Below are 17,682 nucleotides of genomic sequence, written 5' to 3'. Positions count from 1 at the left end.
GTGTGCGCCGGCGGGCGGACGGGGCCCCGCGGAGGTCATCGCTCGTCCCGGCGGGCCAGTTCACCGGCGATGACCCGGCCGATGGTGTCGATGTGCCCGGGCTCCACCATCTGGAGGTGCCGGGCCGCCACCGAATGCTCCACGATGCGTCCCGCCACGTACGGGCCCCACAGCTCGGCCGCCGTCGCGCGCCCCACCGTGCCGGCCCGCCGTGCTTCGGCCGTCGCGGTGAAGCCGAGCAGATCCCCGTCGTACACCCGCGGCACCCAGCGGACCATCAGCTCGCCGTGGTAGCGGCAGGTGTCGACCATGGCGTCCAGTGCCGCCCGGTCGGCGGGCGCCGACGCGCCGAGGACGGGGCCGAGCAGTCCGAGCAGTTCCTCCGGGTCGGGCGCCCGGCCGTCGTCCACGGCGGCGATCTCCTCCGGCGACGCGCCCACGGCGTCGAGCAGGGCCCGTATGACGTCGGCCTCGCCGACCGCGTCCGCGTGCGCCCGCCGGTCGTGCTCGCCGGGCGGGACGCTGTCCAGCGTCGCCAGCAGCTCGACCCGCTCGCCGCGCTCCCGGAGCTGGACCGCCATCTCGTGGACCAGCACACCGCCGAACGACCAGCCGAGGAGACGGTAGGGCCCCTTCGGCTGCACCTCCAGGATGCGGGTCACGTACTCGGCGGCGAGTCCGCCCATCGTGGCGGGCCGCCGTCGCCCGCCCGCCGGGCCGATGCCCTGGAGCGCGTACACGGGCTGTTCCGGGTCCAGGGAACGCAGCAGCCCCACGTAGCCGAAGCCGTCGCCGACGACCGGGTGGACGCAGAACAGCGGCGGGCGGGTGCCCTGGGCCCGCAGCGGCAGCACCGGCTCCCAGGCTGCCGCGCCGGTGGCGGACAGGGCCTCGGTGCCGCGCTCCCGTGCGATGCGCAGCGCGAGCGCGCTCGGTGACGGGTTGTCGAAGAGGGCGTGGATCGGCAGTTCCACTTCGAGTTCGGCGCGGATGCGTTCGACGAGCCGCACCATCATGAGCGAGTGCCCGCCCAGCAGGAAGAAGTCGTCCTCGGGGCCGACCGCCGAGAGGTCCAGCACCTCGGCGAACAGGGCGGTGAGCGCCGCCTCCAGGGGCGTGGCCGGCTCCCGCGGCACCCGCTCGTCCCGGGCGGCCGGGGCGGCCGGGGCGGCGGGCTCGGGCAGCGCGGCGCGGTCCAGCTTGCCGTTGGGCGTCACCGGCAGGCCGTCGAGCGTGACGTAACCGGTGGGCACCATGTGCTCCGGCAACCGGCTGCGCAGATGCTCGCGGAGGTCTCCGGTGGTGGGGGCGGGCGCGCCGGCGACCGGCACCACGTACGCGACGATCCGGGGAGCGCCCTGCCGGTCCTGCCGGACCACGACGACCCCCGCCGCGACGGCCGGGTGCTCCCCCAGCGCGGCCTCGATCTCGCCCAGCTCGATACGGAATCCGCGGACCTTGACCTGGCCGTCGATGCGGCCCAGGTACTCGACGGCGCCGTCGGGGCGCCACCGGGCCAGGTCGCCCGTGCGGTACATACGGGATCCGGGCCCGCCGTACGGGTTGGCCACGAACCGCTCGGCGGTGAGCGCCGGGCGCCCGAGGTAGCCGCGGGCCAGCTGCGCGCCGTCCAGGTACAGCTCCCCCGCGACCCCCGGCGGTACCTGCTGGAGTGCGCCGTCGAGGATGTGCACGCGGGTGTTCCACACCGGCCGCCCGATGGGTACGGGCCGGCCGTCGTCGTCCTCGGGGCGGCAGGTCCAGGCGGTCACCTCGATCGCCGCCTCGGTCGGGCCGTACTGGTCGACCAGCCGGATGCCCGGCAGTACCTGGTGGAACCGGCGCGCGGTGGCGGTGGTCAGGGCCTCGCCGCCGACGATCACCAGCCGCAGCGAGTCGCACCGCCCGGCGTCGGGGTGCTGGAGGAAGGCGTCCAGCATGGAGGGCACGAACTGCGCGACCGTGACCCGCTCCCGGCGGATCAGCTCGCACAGGTAGGCCGGGTCGCGGTGGCCCTCCGGCCGCCCCACGACCAGGGTGGCGCCGGTTCCCAGCGGCCAGAAGATCTCCCACACCGACACGTCGAAGCTCGACGGCGTCTTGTGCAGCACCCGGTCGTCGGACGTCAGCCGGTACTGCTCCTGGCCCCAGCTCAGCCGGTTGGTCACGGCGCTGTGCGGGACCACCACGCCCTTGGGGCGGCCGGTGGAGCCGGAGGTGTAGATGACGTAGGCGGGGTCGGCCGGGGTGGGCCCCGCCGGCACTCCGCGGCCGGTGTCCGCCGGGTCGTGCGGCGCGAGCAGGCTCACGCCCTCGGGCACGCGGAGCTTCGCGGCCTCCTCCGGGGTGGCGATCACGGCGGTGGGGCGGGCGTCCTCCAGCATGAACGCCAGCCGCTCGGCGGGGTAGTCGGGGTCGAGGGGCACATAGGCGGCGCCCGCGCGGTGCACCGCGCACACGGACACGACCAGGTCGAGCGAGCGGGGCACGGCGACGGCGACGACCGATCCCGGGCCGACGCCGCGCGCGGCGAGCCGCCCGGCCAGCGCCCCGACCAGCCCGTCCAGCTCGGCGAACGTCACCGTACGGTCCTGGTCGACGACCGCGGTGGCGTCCGGCGTCCGTGCCGCCTGCCCGGCGACGGAGCCGGCGAGGGTGCCGGGCTCCAGGTCCCGGCGGGTGTCGTTCCACTCGGCGAGGAGGTGCCGCTCGTGGCCGGAGAGGAGACCGATCCGGCCGATACGCCGGTCCGGGTCGTCCGCGGCGGCGGTGAGCAGCCGCGTGAGCCGGTCGGCGACGGCTGCGACGGTGGGCTCTTCGAACAGGTCGGTGCGGTACTCGATGGTGCCGGTGAGCGGTCCTTCGGCGCCGTCGGCGGCACGTTCGGCGGCCAGCGTGACCGTGAGGTCGAACTTCGCGGGCGCGAGCTGGACGGTGAGCCGCTCGGCCGTGATCCCCGGTATGTCCAGGGCGATGTCGAGCCCGTGGTCCACGACCAGGGCCACCTGGAACAGCGGGTGGCGCCCGGGCTGCCGCTCGGGGTTGGCGAGATCGACGAGCTGCTCGAAGGGCAGGTCCTGGTGGGCGTACGCGGCGATGTCCGCGTCCCGCACCCGGCGCACCAGCTCGCGGAAGGTCGGATCGCCCTCCGTGCCGGTGCGCAGCACCAGCGTGTTGACGAAGAAGCCGACCAGGTGGTCGAGGTTCTCGTCGGTACGGCCGGCCACCGGCGTCCCCAGGGGGATGTCCGTCCCGGCGCCCAGGCGGGTGAGGAGGGCGGCCAGGGCGGCCTGGACGATCATGAAGAGGCTGACGCCGCTCTCGCGGGCGAGCCCGGCGAGCGCGCGGTGGACGGCGGCGTCGACGCGGACGGGGACCGTGCGGCCCTCGTGCCCGGTCTCGGGGGTGCGGCGCCGGTCGACCGGCAGCGGCACCTCGTCGGGGAGCCCGTCGAGCGTCTTGCTCCAGTGGTCCCACTGCTCGGCCGCGACGCTGCCCGGCGTACGGGCGTCCCCCAGGAGTTCGTTCTGCCACAGGGTGTAGTCGCCGTACTGGACCGGCAGCGGCGCCCAGCCGGGCTCGCACCCTTCGGCGCGCGCCCGGTACGCCACGCTCAGATCCGCGGCGAGCGGGCCGAGGGACCAGCCGTCGCAGGCGATGTGGTGGACGGTCAGCAGGAGGATGTGGCGGCCCGGCCCGAGGAGGTACAGCCGGGCCCGCAGGGGTGGCCGGCTCGCCAGGTCGAACGGGACGGAGGCCGCGGCGCGCAGCTCCTCCTCCAGCGCCTCACCCTCGGCGCGGGCCGCGGCCAAGGGGACGATGTCCAGCAGCGACGGCAGCTCCTCGGGAGACAGAACCCGCTGGTAGGGCACGCCCTCCCGGTCGGGGAACACGGTCCGCAGCGCCTCGTGCCGGACGACGACATCGTGCAGGGCCGCGCCCAGCGCACCGATGTCCAGCGGGCCGTCGAGCCGCAGGGGCAGCGGGATGTGGTAGGCGGCGCTGTCGGTCTCCAGGCGCTGGAGGAACCACAGCCGGCGCTGGGCGTACGAGAGCGGGAGCCGCGCCGGGCGTTCGGCCGGCGCCAGCGCGGGCCGGCGGCCGGTGGCACCGCACAGCCGGGCGAGGCCGGCCGGTGTGCGCGCCTCGAAGACCGCCCGGATCGGCAGTTCGGCGCCGGTCACCGCCCGGACGCGGCTGACCAGGCGCATGGCGAGCAGGGAGTGGCCGCCCAGCCGGAAGAAGTCGTCGTCCGGTCCGGCCTCCGGCACCCGCAGCACATCGGCGAAGATCTCGCAGAGGGCCGCCTCGCGGGCGTCGGCCGGGGGCCGGCCGCTCGCGCCGGAGACGCGCAGGTCCGGTTCGGGCAGGGCGCGCCGGTCCAGTTTGCCGCTGATGGTGAGCGGCAGCCGCTCCAGGCGGGCGAAGGCCGCGGGCAGCATGTACTCGGGCAGGTGCGCCGCCAGGTGGTCGCGGAGCGCGGCCGCGTCCACGGCCGGTCCGGCGGCCGGCACGACGTAGGCGGCGAGGAACGGCTCGCCCGCGTCCTCGCCGCGGACCGCCACGGCCGCCTGCGCGACACCGGGATGGCGGGTCAGCACGGCCTCGATCTCGCCGGGTTCGATGCGGAAGCCGCGGATCTTGACCTGCTCGTCGGCCCGGCCGAGGTATTCGACCCGGCCGTCGCGGCGCAGCCGGGCGAGGTCGCCGGTGCGGTACATCCGGGACCCGTGCGGGCCGTACGGGTCGGCGAGGAACCGTTCGGCGGTGAGGGCGGGGGCGCCCAGGTAGCCGCGGGCCAGCTGGGGGCCGGCGAGGTAGAGCTCGCCGGGCACGCCCACGGGGGCGGGGCGCAGCCGCTCGTCGAGGACGTAGGCGCGGGTGTTGTCGAGCGGGCGGCCGATGACCGGGGTGGGGCTGTCGGTGAGTTCGCAGGCGAGCGCGTCGACGGTGAACTCGGTGGGCCCGTAGTAGTTGTGGACCCGGGTGCCGGGAATCGCGGCGAGCCGGGCCCACAGCTCGGGTCCGACGGCTTCGCCGCCCAGCATGACGACACCGGGGCGGTGGTGGTCGCCCTCGTCGAGCAGGCCGGCGGCCAACAGCGCCTGTGCGTAGGTCGGGGTGAGGTCGAGGAAGGCGATGCCCTCGCGCCGCACATGGGCGACCAGGGCCTCGGGATCGAGGCGCACCTCGTCGGCGAGGAGGTGCAGGCAGTGCCCGTCGAGCAGCCAGAAGAAGGGCTCCCAGGCCGTGTCGAAGCTGAGGGAGGCGACCAGTCCGACGTCGAGGCGCGGGCTGCCCTCCGGGGCGTGCCGGCGGGCCATCCGCACGCGGTGGTGGTGCGCCAGGTGGGCGAGGGCGTCGTGTTCCACGACGACGCCCTTGGGGGTGCCGGTCGAGCCGGAGGTGTAGATGACGTAGGCGGGGTCGGAGCGGCGCGTGGCGCCGGCCCGGTCGGCGTCCGTGAGGTCGGCCGGGGGGTGCTCCGCGATGCGTTCCCGTTCCCGCGGGTCGTCGAGGGCGAGCACCGGCGTTGAGCCCGGCAGCCGGCCGGCGGCCCGCCCGGTGGTGAGCGCGCACACCGGCCGGGTGGCCGCGGTGATGGCGGCGAGCCGCTCGGCGGGGGTGTCGGGGGCGAGCGGCACGAAGGCGGCGCCGGACTTGAGCACCGCGAGGAGGGAGACGACCACGTCGGCTTCGCGGTCCAGCAGCAGGAGGACGAGGCGTTCGGGCGCCGCGCCGCGCCGGACCAGTTCGCGGGCGAGGCTGTTGGCGCGGGCGTTGAGTTCCCCGAAGGTGAGCCGGGTGCTGCCGGCGACCAGGGCCGGCGCGTCCGGGTCGGCCGCTGCCCGCTCCTCGAAGGCCTGGTGGTAGGTCCGGTCGGGAACGGCGAGTCCGGGGCCGTGCCACAGGGTGCGCAGGGCGTCCAGGTCGTCGCCGGTGAGCAGGCCGATGTCGCCGATGTGCTGGTCGGGGTCGCGTACGACGCTTTCCAGCAGGAGGGTGAGCCGCCGCATCAGCGCCTCGGCGCCGGCCCGTTCGAACAGGTCGTGGCTGTACTCGACGAAGCAGGTCAGTCCGGCGGGCCCGCCGTCGGTGTCCTTGCGCTCCATGATGTTGAACGACAGGTCGAACTTGGCGCCGCCCGGGTCCGCCTCCACGACCTCGCAGGTGATGCCGGGCAGCGACAGGCTCGCCTCGGGGAGGTTCTGGAAGGCGAGCATGACCTGGAACAGGGGGTGCCAGGCGAGGGAGCGCGGCGGGTTGAGCGCCGCGATCAGCCGCTCGATCGGCATGTCCTGGTGCGAGAATCCCCGCAGGTCGGTCCGGCGTACCCGCTTGAGCAGCTCCCGGAACGTCGGGTCGCCCGAGGTGTCCACGCGCAGGACCAGCGGATTGACGAAGTAGCCGACCACGTCGTCGTAGCGGGCGTCCCCGCGTCCCGCGGTGGGGCTGGCGAGGGGGATGTCGGTTCCGGCGCCGGACCGGGACAGTACGGTCGCCAGCGCCGCCTGCACCACCATGAAGAGGCTGACGCGGCAGGCGCGGGCGAGAGCCAGCAGCTCGCGGTGCAGGGCGGCGGGGAATTCCCAGGGGAAGTAGTCGCCCTCGTGGGACATGACGGCGGGGCGAGGCCGGTCGGTGGGCAGGTCGAGGCAGTCCGGCAGGCCCGCCAACGCCTCCTTCCAGTAGCCGAGCTGGCGGCTGATGCCGCTGTCGGGGTCGTCGAGACTGCCGAGGCTCTCGTGCTGGTCGAGGGCGTACGAGGCGAAGTCGGCGGGGAGCGGCGTCCACTCGGGTGCCCGGCCCTCGGACCGCGCCACGTACGCCGTACTGAGGTCACGGCCCAGGGGGGCCATCGACCAGCCGTCGCCGGCGATGTGGTGCTGGACCATCAGCACCAGGTGGTCGTCGGGGCCGAGGGCGAACACCCGCAGCCGCAGCGGCGGTTCGCAGGCGAGGTCGAAGCATTCGCGGCAGGCCGCGCCGATGAGTCCGGGCAGGTCGTCCTCGGCCGCGTCGGTCACGGTGAAGGGGACCGTGAAGTCACCGGGGGCGAGGATCCGCTGGTAGGGCGTGCCGTCGCGGTCGGGGAACACGGTGCGCAGCGCGTCGTGGCGCGCCATGACGTCGGCCAGGGCGTGGCGCAGGGCCCCGGTGTCGAGGGGCCCCTTCAGGCGCAGCGCCACCGGCATGTTGTAGGAGGCGTCGCCGTCCTGGACACGGTCGTTGAACCACAGCGCGAGCTGTGCGTAGGAGAGCGGGATCTCCCCCGGCACCCTGCTTTCGCCAACCACTTCTTCGTTCCTCCCCCGCGTCGCGGCCGCCCGGGTGGGGGCCGCTCGTTGCCGGTGTGTGAAGGCGCCGGGTTCCGTGCGGTCCCCGTCGGTCGTCGATGGATGTGCGGTGCGTGCGGCCGGGCGTTACGGGGCCCGGCCGGCCTTCACCTCAGCGAGCGGTCCAGTGGTAGGTCACGTCGGGCTCGTTCTCCTCGTTGCGGCTGCCGTCGTTCAGCTCCCCGGCGGTGAAGCCGTGGCGCTCGTAGAAGGCGCGGGCCGCCTGGTTGCGCTGGAAGACGTGCAGCGAGAGCTCGTGCGGAGAGGCCTCCTTGACGGCGGCGAGGAGGGCCGAGCCGATGCCCTGCCGTCGTACGTCCGGCCGCAGGTAGAGGTGGTCGAGCACGGTCCCGTCGAGCGCGGCGAAGCCGACGATCCCGGGCTGCTCCCCGGTCTCGGCCACCCACACCGTGCTGCCGGGCAGGACGACGGCCTCGATCCAGGACCGGGTCTGCTCGTCGCTGTACAGCCTGGGCAGGTACGGCATGGCCGCGGCCCGCGAGGCGAGGAAGACGTTCGTGATCTCGGCGGCGTCCGCCGCTTCCGCCCGGCGCAGCCGGAGGTCCTGCGGTGCCGTGCTGTCCTCTGCGCTGTTCGGGTTCGGCGACATGGGGGCGCTCTCTTCTGTCGGTTGCATCAAGGGGGCGGAGCTTGGTCAGAGCTTGTAGAGACGGCTCGCGAAGGAGACGCCGGCCGCGTGCGGGTCCCAGGTGAGGTCGTCGGGGCGTGGCCGGTCCACGGCCGCGGCGGGCAGGCCCGCGTCCTGGGTCATGGCCAGCAGACGGACCGGACGGCCCGTGTCGCGGACGGTGAGGGTCACTTCGGTGCCCTCCGAGGGCGGGGCGACGAGGAGGATCCCCCACTTCCACCTGGCGGCCGGGCGGTTGGTGCCCCCGCCGAGGGTGCCGGTGCCGACGGGCGCGCCGGTCACCCGGGCGCCCACGACCTCCGTGGCCGTCGTATCCACGTACAGGGCCATCAGCGTGGGCTTCCCCGCCTCGGGCCGCACCGACAGGCGCAGGGTGCGGCGGCCGCCCTCGCGCGTGTCGGACACGGGGGTCACGACGGGGCGGGAGACCTGGGCGACGGGGGCGGGCCCGGCGAGCAGCCCTCCGGGCGGCGCGGCCAGCGCGGGGGACCATTCCTCCAGGGAGTCCGTCCGGCGGTTGCCCGTGTAGTGGGTGACCCACGGGTGCGGGTCGGCGTCCTCGGACGCCCAGACGGCCTTCCCGTGGTCGGCGTCGAGGGCGTACATCAGGCTCACGGGGCGCGGGTGTTCGGCATCGGGGGTGTCGATGGCGGCATTGACGCCCACCAGGGCGCCGCCGACCAGCGCCAGGGCGGTGCCGGCCGCCACGGCTCGACGGAGGTGGACGGCGGCGACCCGGCCGGTGAGGGGCAGCAGCACCACCGCGGCGGCCAGCGCGGCCAGGGCCAGCGGAGCGGCGGCCGACGCGAGTCCGACCGTCGGGAAGAGCAGGGCGACCAACGGCGCCATGACCGCGACGCCCGGCAGCGCAGAGGCCGTCAGCGCGGCGGTCCGCCAGGGGGAACGCTCGGCCGTACGGGCGGCCAGCGCGACACCGGCCGCTCCGCCCAGGGCGGTCCAGGTGAACACGTACGCGGCGCCGGGCAGGAGTACGGCGGCCACCACGGCCAGCAGCGTCGCCCACGCTGCCGTTCCGGCGGCCGTCTCCACCGCGCCGGCCCGCCTGCCGACCCATACGGTCCACAGCCATACGACGGCGGCGGTGAGCAGCAGCATTCCCGCGACGGCCGGGCCCGAGCGGTACGGGTCGCCCATCTGGAAGAGGGCGTAGTCGGGCCGGACGATGAGCAGGGCCTGCCAGGCCGCCCAGCCGAGCGCGGCGGCGGCCAGGAGCGGCAGGGGAAGGCTCAGGGCAGCGCGTGCGGCCGCGCGCAGGTTCAGGGCTCCGCGGCGGCGGGCGTACCAGGCGGCCGCGACCAGCGCGAGTACGGCGATCAGCGCGAGGGGCAGGACGGCGCCCGCCGGGTAGCGGACCAGCACGGGCCCCAGGTTGAACCACGTGGCCTCGGAGGCCTTCCCGACACGTGCGAGGTCGGTGGCCGACAGGGCGCGGACGGCCGAGATGGCGGTGTTCCCCAGGTCCTGGAGGCTGCCGGGGTCGACGTGGTCCAGATCGTCCTCGGGGCCGTGGTAGCGGGCACTGCCGCCGATCACCGCGAAGTTCAGCCCGGTCGCGCCGGACGCGCGCAGCCGGGTGAAGTCGGTGTCGTTGGGCAGCAGCCGGTAGATCTCGTCGGAGAGGGACGTGGCGACGGGCGGCGCACCGCCCAGGGCGGCCACCAGCGCCGCACTGTGCGGGCCGGTCTCGAACATGACCGCCCGGCCGCCGGTGCCGCGCGCTTCGAGGTTGACGACGACATCGGGGCCGCGCCGGGTCCCGGCGAGGTCCCGGGCCGCCGCACGGGCGCCGAGCTGGGCCGTCTCCTCGATGTCGGTGAAGAGCAGGACCACGTCGTTGCGCGGAGCGGGCCCGTCGCCGAGGGCACGTGCGATCTCCAGCAGGGAGCCCACGCCCAGGCCGTCGTCGGAGGCGCCGGGCCCGGTGGCCACCGAGTCGGTGTGCGCGACGAGCAGGACCCGGCCGGTCGAGGACCGCCCGGGGATCGTGGCGGTAATGTTGTGGACCCGGCCCACGAGGTGCGCGCCGCTCTTTCCGGGCAGCACCTCGGTCGACTCGCGCTGTTCCGGCGAGAGTCCGAGACGGCTCAACTGCCGTGTCACATAAGGCCGTACGTCCTCGGCCCGGGAAGTACCGGACGGATGCGGGGAACGCGCGATGTGCGCGATGTGCTCAGTGGCCCGCGCCGCGGAAAAGCCGGAGGACGCGCTATTCGCCGGTTCCGGCTCCGGGGGAACACGCACCGGAATTGCACAGCCGAACGCGATGCCGCACAGCAGCAGAACACCGGAAAGCGCGGACAGGCGCGACCTCATGCATCCCCCGTTTCGACGAAGCGCCCTCATGGGGGACTTGATCGTGCGGCAACCTAGCAGCGGGTCACAGAGCGAAACAAGGACTTCACAAAACCCTGAACGTGCGCTTCCATTGGCCGATGCGGCCGGGTTGACGCCATCGCGCCCCGGACCGCACAGCACTTTCACGTTGGGGGGAATCAGGGGTGAGCATCCCCGTCGTCCGTTTCCGGGATGTCGTGAAGACCTATGGCTCGACGAACGCCGTCGACGGGCTGGACCTCGACGTTCCCCGGGGGAAGTTCTTCGGGCTGCTGGGCCCCAACGGCGCGGGCAAGTCGACCACCATGCGCCTCATCACCGGGCAGAGCCGGGCGACCAGCGGGACGGTGGAAGTCCTCGGCCACAGCATGCCGAAGGACTCCCGGCGGGTGCGCTCCCTGCTGGGTGTGGTGCCGCAGGAAAGCAATCTCGACGCCGAATTGACCGTACGCCAGAACCTCGAAGTATTCGCGCGCTTCAGTGCCATGTCCGCCCGCCACTACGCGGAGGCGGTGGACCGGGCGCTGGCCGCGGTGCGCCTCGCCGACCGGGGCGACAGCCGGGTGGAGACACTGTCCGGCGGTATGCGGCGCAGGCTCCTGCTCGCCCGGGGCATTCTCACCGCCCCCCGCCTGCTGCTGCTCGACGAGCCCACGGTCGGCCTCGACCCGCAGATCCGCCAGGACCTGTGGGACGTCATGGAGACCCTGCGGGCCTCCGGCACGACGGTTTTGATGTCGACGCACTACATCGAGGAGGCCGAGCGGCTCGCCGACGAGGTCGTCGTGGTGTCCGCCGGCCGGCAGATCGCCCGGGGCACCCCGCGGGAGTTGCTGCGGGCCCACGCCGGGGAACAGGCCGCCGAGTACCGGGGGGACGCGCCCCGCCGCGCCGCCGTCGAGGAGCACGCCGCCCGGGCGGGGCTGACGAGCCGCCGTACCGGACTGTCGGTGTCGGTCCTGCGGGCCGAGACCATGCCGGATGGGCTGCGCGAGGTGCTGGGCCCTCCCGACGTCCTGCGTCCCACCACACTTGAGGACGTGTTCGTCGCCCTGACCGGCGAGCTCTTCGTCTGACCCCGCGGCGCCCCGCCGTACCCCACACCAGAAGGGACCCGCCTCCATGACGAGGGCCGCACCGGCACGCCGCGAGGAGACACCGAAGAGCGCCTTCCAGGACGGAGGAGCGGCGGCACCGCCCACACTGCTGCCGACCGTGCGGGCGGTGTGGCTCAGGGAACTGCTGCTCTTCCGGCGCTACTGGCCCGCCATCACCTTCGGCTCGCTCATCGAACCCCTGGTGTACATGGCCGGTTTCGGCCTCGGCTTCAGCGCCCTGGTGGACTCGGCCGAAGGCCGGCCGTACCCCCAGTTCGTGGGTGTGGGCATGGTCGTGACCTCCGTCCTGTTCGCCTCCGCCTTCGCTGGCATGTTCGAGACCTACAACCGGCGCTGCTACCAGCACCTGTACGACGCGGTACTCAGCCGCCCGGTGGAAGTCTGGGAACTCGTCACCGCCGAGGCGTCCTGGATCGCGGTCAAGTCCTCCGTCTACAGCTCCGTACCCCTGCTGGTCACCCTCGCCATCGGTCTCCCCCCGAGCCCCGCACTGCTCCTGGTACCGGTCGTCACCCTGGTCTCGGGGCTGGCCTTCGCCCTGTGCGGCATGTGGGTGTCCACCCTCGTACCGGCGATCGACTGGCTGCGCCTGGTCGTCTCGGGTGTGCTGACACCACTCGTCATGGCCGCCGGCGTCTTCTTCCCGCTGGACGGTCTCCCCGACTGGATCCGGACAGCCGCCGGCGTCAACCCCATCTACCACTGCATGCAACTGGTACGCCACGCCGCTTTCGGAACACTGGACACGGGCGACTGGCTGCACGCCCTCGTACTCGTCGCTTTCACCGCGATCGCCTGGCTGCTCGCGGTGAGGGGCATGAGGCGTCGGCTTTTCGACTGAGTCAGGCAGCGCCCTCCGCCGATCCGCCCATCGCCTCAGTCCCCGATCGCCTGATAGGCCGTGGTCCAGAAGTCCTGCACCAGATGCAAGGACGCGCGGGCGTCCAGCGCCGTCTGGGTCAGCAGGATTCCGGTGAGCCCCTGGGCCGGGTCCGTGTACGCCGAGGTGCCCAGGCCGCCGTCCCAGCCGAACTGGCCCACGGACGGGAAATCGCGGTTGTGGGTGCGTACCGCCATCCCGAAGCCGAATCCGCCCTGCGTTCCGAGCCCTCCGGCGCCTTCACTGCTGAAGAACGCGTCCTTTCCGGCTCGCTGCTGCGGCGTGAGGTGGTCCGTCGTCATCAGATTCACCGCGGCTTCGGACAGGACACGCTCCTTGCCGTACGTGCCCTTGTTCAGCAGCATGCGCTGGAACGCGGTGTAGTCGTCAGCCGTCGAGACCAGCCCGTCGCCGCCGGACGGAAAGACCGGCGGCCTGCTCCAACTGCCGTCGACGGCCTTGTCGTACACCGTCAGCTTTCCGGTCCGCGGGTCGTGCGCGTAGCTCGTCGGCAGTCGGTGGACAGTGCGCTCGGGGACATGGAAGCCGGTGTCGTTCATACCGAGCGGCTCGAATATGCGCTCGCGCAGAAAGGTTTCGAACGGCCGCCCCGCGACGCGCGCCACCAGCACGCCGAGCACGTCGGAACCGGTGTGGTACAGCCAGCGTTCCCCCGGCTGGTACATCAACGGCAGTTCGCCCAGCCGACGCATCCAGGTGTCGGGATCGGGTGCCGGTACCGGTCCCCCGGTGCCGCTGCCCAGTGTGCTCATCGCCTCCACGATGGGCGGCACCGCCGAAACGCCCGGGGCCACCGGCAGGCCGAAGCCGAACGTGAACGTCAGCAGGTCCCGTACGGTGATCGAACGCCGCGCCGGCACCGTCTCGTCGAGCGGTCCGTCGAAGCGCCTGAGGACCTGTCGGCCGGCGAGTTCGGGCAGCCAGTCATCAACCGGGTCGTCCAGCCGCAGCCGGCATTCCTCCACGAGGATCATGGTCGCCACAGCCGTTACGGGCTTGGTCACCGACGCGAGCCGAAAAATCGTGTTCCGCTCCATCGGCGCGCCGCCGCCCTCGTGCAGCGTCCCCATCGCCTCAACGTGCGTGTCACCGCCCCGTGCGATCAGGGCAACCAGCCCGGGAACGGCCCCGGACTCGACGTGCCCGGCCAGCACGTCGCGCATCCTGCGCAGCCCCGCATCGGACAGCCCCCTGCCCGGCGCGCCCTGCCGTCCCCGGCTCAGGTGATTCGACATGACCCCCTCCTTCTGCCGCTCGCCCGTGTCGGCACCGCGGCGTCCGCACACTGTACGGGGGTCCGTACAGTGTGCGCAATGGCGTACGCCGTGCGCCGCGATCGAGTGCCGATTGCCTGGTGCTCGCATATCGAGCGGGAGTTCACGCCCCGGTTAGCTGCGCCCGAGCCCCTCGATCATCAACCCCAGCGTGAAATCGAACCGGTCATGCCCCTCCCCCGCAGTGAGCTCAGCGGCATAGCGGGTGGTGTGGGGAAAGGTCGCGGCAGGTAGGGCCGTGAGGCGGCGTTGCAGTTCGTCGCGGTCCAGGACCCAGGCATCGTCATCGTGTGCCGCTCGCTGCCGCGCGATCGACACCTCCAGGCAGTAGGCAGCCACGTACAGCAAGAGTGCGTCGACGGTCCAGGCGGCAGCCTGCGGGGCGACGCCGCCGGCCAGCAGGACCGCCAGCAGCCCTTCGCTGATGCGCAGGGTCTGAAGGTCGGTGGGGGCCATGGCGAGGGCGGCGCGGGAGATTCCGGGGTACTTCAGGTACTGGTCGCGCAGCTGGGCGCACACGCCGCGGATCTGCTCGCCCCAGGCCGCGGGGTCGGGTTCGGGCAGTACGAGTTCGGCGCACAGCCGGCCGATGAGCAGCTCGTCGAGGTCGGCCTTGTTGACCACGTGGGCGTAGAGCGAGGCGGGGCCGGTGTCGAGCGCGCCGGCCAGTCGGCGCATGGTCAGCGCCTCGTAACCCTCCGCGGTGATGACACCCAGCGCGGTCTCGACGACCTGTTCCACGGTGATCGGGGCCTTGCGGCGCCGCGGTCTGGGGGCGGCTTCGGCCTCGGGGTTCGGCGGCTGGTGGCGTGCGGCGCGTCGCTCTCTCGGGTTCACCCCGTCATCATAACTTGACGCGAACAGCGTTCGTACGTAGAACAGTGTTCGTGACGATGAATGTGCAGCAGGACATGGACGTGACCGTGGTCGGAGCCGGGCCGGTGGGCCTCGTGCTCGCCGCGGAGCTGGCGCTCTCCGGGGCGACGGTGCAGGTGATCGAGCGACGGGCCGAGCCCGACGAAGGAATGAAGGCGGGGGCGATCAATGTGCCCACGGCCGAGGCGCTGGACCGCCGGGGCCTGCTGCCCGCCGCCGAACAGGTACAGCGGGAGATGCTTGAGCGGGTGGGATCGTTCGCCCGCACGGCTGACGACGAGCGGTCCGGTGAGGGCCGGGGGGCGCGCACGCCGCGGTTCACCGGGCATTTCGCGGGGATGATCCTCGACGCCGGCCTCGTGGACTGGTCCGATCCCGACCTCGCCGCGCACACCGCGGTCGACGGCGCGCGGATGGTGCCGCAGTGTGAGCTGGAGGCGCTGCTGGCCGGCCATGTCGCGCGACTCGGTGTGCCGGTGCGCCGCGGGGTGGAGGTCACCTCGCTCGAAGACACCGGCGACGGCGTGCTCGTCGGCACCACCGCCGGCACGGTGCGCACCGGATGGCTGGTCGGGTGCGACGGCGGGCGCAGCACCGTACGCCGCCTCGCGGGCATCGCATTCCCGGGCACCGACCCCGAGCTGACCGGACATCTGGCGGTCGCCGACATCGCCGACCCGGAGAAACTGGCGAACGGCTGGACATGGTCGGCCCGAGGGGCGTACCGCTACGGGCCGCAGCCCGGGCGGGTGGTCACCGTGGAGTTCGACGGCGCTCGCGCCGGCCTTCCGCACACCCGGCTCCCGCGCGGGGGCGCCCCCCTGCCGCCGGTCACCCTGGAGAAGGTGCAGGCCAGTCTGCGGCGGGTCTCGGGCACCGATGTCACGCTGACCGCGCTGCGCGGCGCCGCGACCCGCTGGTCCGACAACGCCCGGCAGGCCGCGGCATACCGGGCGGGGCGGGTGCTGCTGGCCGGTGACGCCGCGCACGTGCACTCGCCGTTCGGCGGTCAGGGGCTCAATCTCGGGGTCGGCGACGCGATGAACCTCGGCTGGAAGCTCGGTGCCGTGGTCGCCGGGTGGGCGCCCGAGGGGCTGCTCGACAGCTACGACACCGAGCGGCGTCCCCTCGGCGCCTGGGTGCTGGACTGGACGCGGGCCCAGGTCGGCGTGTTGCGCGGGGACGCCAAGTCGGCCGCGCTCCGGGAGGTCGTCGCCGATCTGCTGAGCACGCGGGACGGTACGACGTACGCCGTCAAGAAGATCTCCGGCGTCACGCAGCGGATCGACCTGCCCGGGGACCACCCGCTGGTCGGGCGGTACGCGCCCGACCTGTGGCTGCGGGACGGCTCCCGTCTGGCCGACCACGGGCACGGCGGCGGGTTCCTGCTGCTCGACCGCACTGCGGACGGCGCGTTCGCCCGCCTCGCCGAGCCCTGGGCCGGGCGGGTGAGCGGGGTGACCGACGGCCCCGCGACGCCGGCCGGGGTGCTGGTACGCCCGGACGGGGTGGTCGCCTGGGCCTCCGACACGGCCGGCAGCACCGCCGCCGGCGCTCTCGAAGCCGCCCTGCGCCGATGGGCCGGCGCGCCGTCGCCCTCTCCCGGGCACGAGCCGGTGGGCCGATCCGGTGGGCCCGCACACGCGTAGCCCTGAGCGTCCGGCACCGTGGCGACGCACCGTCCGGTCGCCGCAGCCCCGGCCCCGGCCCCGGCCCCGGCCCCGGAGGGCAACTCCCGCTGCCCCGTGGCCGAATCCGTATCCCGATAACCGGCCAACCTCGCTTTCCTCTGGCCATGGCGCTTCCCCAGGCGCTTAGGTAGCTGTCAGGCATCCGCCGGTCCGCCTCGGACATCGTGACGGGATGGCCGGTACGCCTGCTCGCCGGCCCGGCCCCGCCGTCCCGTGAGGCCGCGCATCCGCACCCTGCCCAGAGGAATTCCCTGTCCATGCCCGCGTCCGCCCACCGCCCGATGTCATGTCCCCACCAACCGCCGCGCCGCGGTGCGTACGGCGGCGGCCGGGCGGCCGCAGGCCCGAACCGGCCGGTCGCCGCCCGGGAGGGGCGCCGATGACCGCCTCGCACCCGGCGGCCGGCCGCGACCCGGACCTCTACCGGGCGGTGCAGGACATCCGAGCGGGTTACTGGATGCAGATGCGGCAGGTGCTGGCCCGGACCGGGTACTGGGCGCAGTGGACGTCCCGTACCCAGGTCCTGGGCGTGGCGGCGGCCGAGACCAACACCGTGGAGCTGTGGCTCGAAGAGGAGCCGGACAGCCTCGCCGCGCAGGTGATGTACGCGCGGGTCGCCACCGAGCGCGTGCTGCGGGCCCACCGGAAGCAGACGGCGACGAGCCCGGAGCAGGCGCGGCGCCTGGAGAAGCTGGCCGACGGGGCCTGGCAGGCGAGCGGCAGGGCCGCTGCCCTGAACCCCAGGGATCCGGTGCCCTGGAACTGCTACATCGCCCTGACCGAAACGGACGCGATCGGACGCCACCCGCAGCACCGGGTACCTCCGCCGCAGCCGGAGTACCTGCTGCCGCCCGGGCCGTGGGGACTGCTGCGGGAGGCGCACCGGCGGGACCCGTTCAACCGCGAGGCGTGGCACCGGATGTCCCAGGCGCTCCAGTCCCGCCCGGGGCCCGCGGGCCGGCGCGCGGTCGCGACGGATTTCGCGCGCTGGACGGCCTCCCTCGCGCCGGCCGACTCACCGCTGCTTCTGCTGCCGGTCTACGCCCGCGTACAGGAGTACCGGGAGCGGCGGGACAGCGGTGAGGGCGTGGGCAATCTGCTCTGGAGCCGGGAGGACATCACCCGGGCCGTCACGAGAGCTTTCACGGGCTGGTTCGCGAACTGCGACCCGGCCACCAGCTCTCCGCTGGATCTGAACCATCTGGCGTACGCGCTCGTGCGGGGCGGCTTTCCGCACTGGGCGGCGAAGGTGTTCGAGGCCATCGGCGTCTTCGCCACGCGGGACCCGTGGCAGTGCCACGCCCAGCATCCCCACCAATGGCGGGAAACCTTCGAGACGGACCGCGACGCCTGCCTGAAGTCCCTCCCCCCGCACCCGGAGGAACGCCGCCCGTGAATTCCTGCCGCTTTTCCGGGCGGGCACCGCCGCTTTCCCCGGGGGTTCAGCAGCCCGCCTCGCCCTTCCCCTTTTCTGCTTCCCT

The 17,682-nt window shown here is 73.6% G+C and carries 9 protein-coding genes; 4 read left to right on the top strand and 5 right to left on the bottom strand.

Going from position 1 to position 17,682, the window contains the following annotated elements:
• Positions 1–35: 35 nt before the first annotated feature.
• The 3 genes from IH45_RS0104310 to IH45_RS01000000143140 all read right to left on the bottom strand — a co-directional run bounded on the left by IH45_RS0104310 (position 36) and on the right by IH45_RS01000000143140 (position 10,107).
• The gene (locus IH45_RS0104310; protein ID WP_078897220.1) at positions 36–7,298 is read right to left on the bottom strand and encodes an amino acid adenylation domain-containing protein; all 7,263 of its coding nucleotides are present in this window, start codon (positions 7,296–7,298) and stop codon (positions 36–38) included.
• Between the two features lie 151 nt (positions 7,299–7,449).
• Positions 7,450–7,947 (bottom strand): GNAT family N-acetyltransferase, encoded by a 498-nt coding sequence (locus IH45_RS0104305; RefSeq protein ID WP_032916763.1) that lies wholly within the window; start codon positions 7,945–7,947, stop codon positions 7,450–7,452.
• 45 nt (positions 7,948–7,992) lie between these two features.
• A complete protein-coding gene (locus tag IH45_RS01000000143140) occupies positions 7,993–10,107 on the bottom strand; it encodes a M28 family peptidase (protein ID WP_158812926.1) in 2,115 nt (704 codons plus the stop codon).
• A gap of 398 nt (positions 10,108–10,505) precedes the next feature.
• On the opposite strand from IH45_RS01000000143140, the gene IH45_RS0104295 reads away from it, so the two are divergent.
• Both IH45_RS0104295 and IH45_RS0104290 read left to right on the top strand, forming a co-directional pair.
• Entirely contained in the window at positions 10,506–11,417 is a 912-nt protein-coding gene (locus IH45_RS0104295; RefSeq protein ID WP_030661531.1) for an ABC transporter ATP-binding protein, read from the top strand.
• Between the two features lie 46 nt (positions 11,418–11,463).
• Positions 11,464–12,300, top strand: a complete 837-nt coding sequence (locus tag IH45_RS0104290; protein WP_030661528.1) for an ABC transporter permease — start codon at positions 11,464–11,466, stop codon at positions 12,298–12,300.
• A 35-nt stretch (positions 12,301–12,335) separates the two neighbouring features.
• Here the strand turns inward: IH45_RS0104290 and IH45_RS0104285 are convergent, their stop codons facing one another.
• Together IH45_RS0104285 and IH45_RS0104280 are read right to left on the bottom strand one after the other, a co-directional pair.
• The gene (locus IH45_RS0104285) at positions 12,336–13,595 is read right to left on the bottom strand and encodes a serine hydrolase domain-containing protein (RefSeq protein WP_050514519.1); all 1,260 of its coding nucleotides are present in this window, start codon (positions 13,593–13,595) and stop codon (positions 12,336–12,338) included.
• A 153-nt stretch (positions 13,596–13,748) separates the two neighbouring features.
• Complete coding sequence (locus tag IH45_RS0104280; protein ID WP_030661522.1) at positions 13,749–14,471, bottom strand: TetR/AcrR family transcriptional regulator; 723 nt, start codon at positions 14,469–14,471, stop codon at positions 13,749–13,751.
• Between the two features lie 56 nt (positions 14,472–14,527).
• On the opposite strand from IH45_RS0104280, the gene IH45_RS0104275 reads away from it, so the two are divergent.
• Complete coding sequence (locus tag IH45_RS0104275; protein WP_234440418.1) at positions 14,528–16,159, top strand: FAD-dependent oxidoreductase; 1,632 nt, start codon at positions 14,528–14,530, stop codon at positions 16,157–16,159.
• Between the two features lie 421 nt (positions 16,160–16,580).
• Positions 16,581–17,597 carry a hypothetical protein gene (locus IH45_RS0104270; protein ID WP_030661517.1) on the top strand — a complete coding sequence of 339 codons (1,017 nt, stop codon included), beginning with the start codon at positions 16,581–16,583 and terminating at the stop codon, positions 17,595–17,597.
• Positions 17,598–17,682 lie beyond the last annotated feature (85 nt).

The sequence above is a fragment of the Streptomyces rimosus subsp. rimosus genome (genome assembly GCF_000720725.1).
Classification (GTDB): domain Bacteria; phylum Actinomycetota; class Actinomycetes; order Streptomycetales; family Streptomycetaceae; genus Streptomyces; species Streptomyces rimosus_A.
The sequence above is the reverse complement of the archived record's forward strand: the minus strand, read 5'-3'. Positions and strand labels throughout refer to the sequence as shown.

What these genes read in the sequence shown, in the direction of transcription:
- IH45_RS0104305 (WP_032916763.1), bottom strand. Translation starts at nt 7,947, where the DNA reads ATGTCGCCGAACCCGAACAGCGCAGAGGACAGCACGGCACCGCAGGAC.
- IH45_RS0104290 (WP_030661528.1), top strand. Translation starts at nt 11,464, where the DNA reads ATGACGAGGGCCGCACCGGCACGCCGCGAGGAGACACCGAAGAGCGCC.
- IH45_RS0104285 (WP_050514519.1), bottom strand. Translation starts at nt 13,595, where the DNA reads ATGTCGAATCACCTGAGCCGGGGACGGCAGGGCGCGCCGGGCAGGGGG.
- IH45_RS0104275 (WP_234440418.1), top strand. Translation starts at nt 14,528, where the DNA reads ATGAATGTGCAGCAGGACATGGACGTGACCGTGGTCGGAGCCGGGCCG.
- IH45_RS0104270 (WP_030661517.1), top strand. Translation starts at nt 16,581, where the DNA reads ATGACCGCCTCGCACCCGGCGGCCGGCCGCGACCCGGACCTCTACCGG.